This window comes from Bartonella sp. MU70NMGDW, from assembly GCF_042194085.1.
Taxonomy (GTDB): Bacteria; Pseudomonadota; Alphaproteobacteria; order Rhizobiales; family Rhizobiaceae; genus Bartonella; species Bartonella grahamii.
In genome coordinates, this window is record NZ_JBHIMK010000351.1 from 1 (window position 1) to 1186 (window position 1186).

The 1186-nt window shown below is 31.0% G+C and carries 1 pseudogene; it reads right to left on the reverse strand.

The window, feature by feature from the left end:
- Positions 1-1033: 1033 nt before the first annotated feature.
- Positions 1034-1186: pseudogene (locus ACFIKE_RS10920) on the reverse strand (coproporphyrinogen III oxidase); the annotation flags it as partial.

The window sequence follows — 1186 nt, forward strand, 5'->3', positions numbered from 1 at the left end:
ATTTAATCAGCTTTAATATTGGTTATGATAAAGATACACAGAAATTCTTTTGTAGCATCACGTTGACTTCTTTAGCCTAGTATTTTTCTCAATTTTTTAATAAAATAACCTTAAAGGACGCGCACAGACACTCATAAGCATGTATGCATACAAATAAAATCATATGGGATTAATGTCGTTTCGCTCGCTAACAAAATAATCTCGATTCATATCTGATATATTTGCCATTTGAGTGCATTATTTGTTTTAATAAAACTCATGATTTTGCTGTGACTTATAGATCAATACCAATCATACAGCCGCGTATCTCAAATAAATATTGGTTCAGTATTTTTTTGCGACAACAGCTTTTATATACCAGAATAGGATAAAAGTATTGTGTATATCTATTTTTTTGTAATCTCTGAAACAGACATACAACCACAACCTGATTGAGGGAAAATATAAAGGTATAAAGGTGAAAATCAGTGTGCTTTTTTACTCTCCTTTTTTATTCGGTTTTACAGTTTTCAAAATTATCTAGAGTAATACCTTTTTAAATAATTAGAGATTGATACATGGTTTCATGCTCATTTCTCTGGTTCTTTAAATGGTGCCACGATTTCATAAAAAACAATACATTATCGTATTATGCATTCACATACTTGTTTTAAAGAAATTTTCTCAATATTTGTCACATTCGTGCCATTACGGTGTTTGTGAATAGTGTAATATAAAATTTTCCGTGAAGTGTATAAAGTCTACAGTGCCCACCATCTTTACGTTTATGAAAAAAAAGTTAGACCACCACACACTTTCTAGCTCAAAATATTGCGATAGCTTTTAGCACTTAAGGGTGTTCATAAGAGTTATTTTTACTTCTTTTTATAGCTTTTTTATCCATACGTTTCTCTACTTTTAAGGTGTAAGCAAATGGTGGTAACTAATTTACTGTAAATAGTTTTGAAATGAGAGTATCTCACGATACTCTAATCTCGCCTTTTCTGTGAAAAATGATGATTATGATTAAAATAAGTATGTTGTTATAAAAACTTTAGTTTGCGAGTTGGCTGATGATGTGATCAAGAACAATACGTCCTTTGGTTGTCGCTTTTAAGCGTTGGTTATCCACCATTTCTATCAATTCTTGGTGTTGTAAATCGATCAGTTTTTCCATTGGGATGCGTTTAGGGCTTAAGGTTTCATA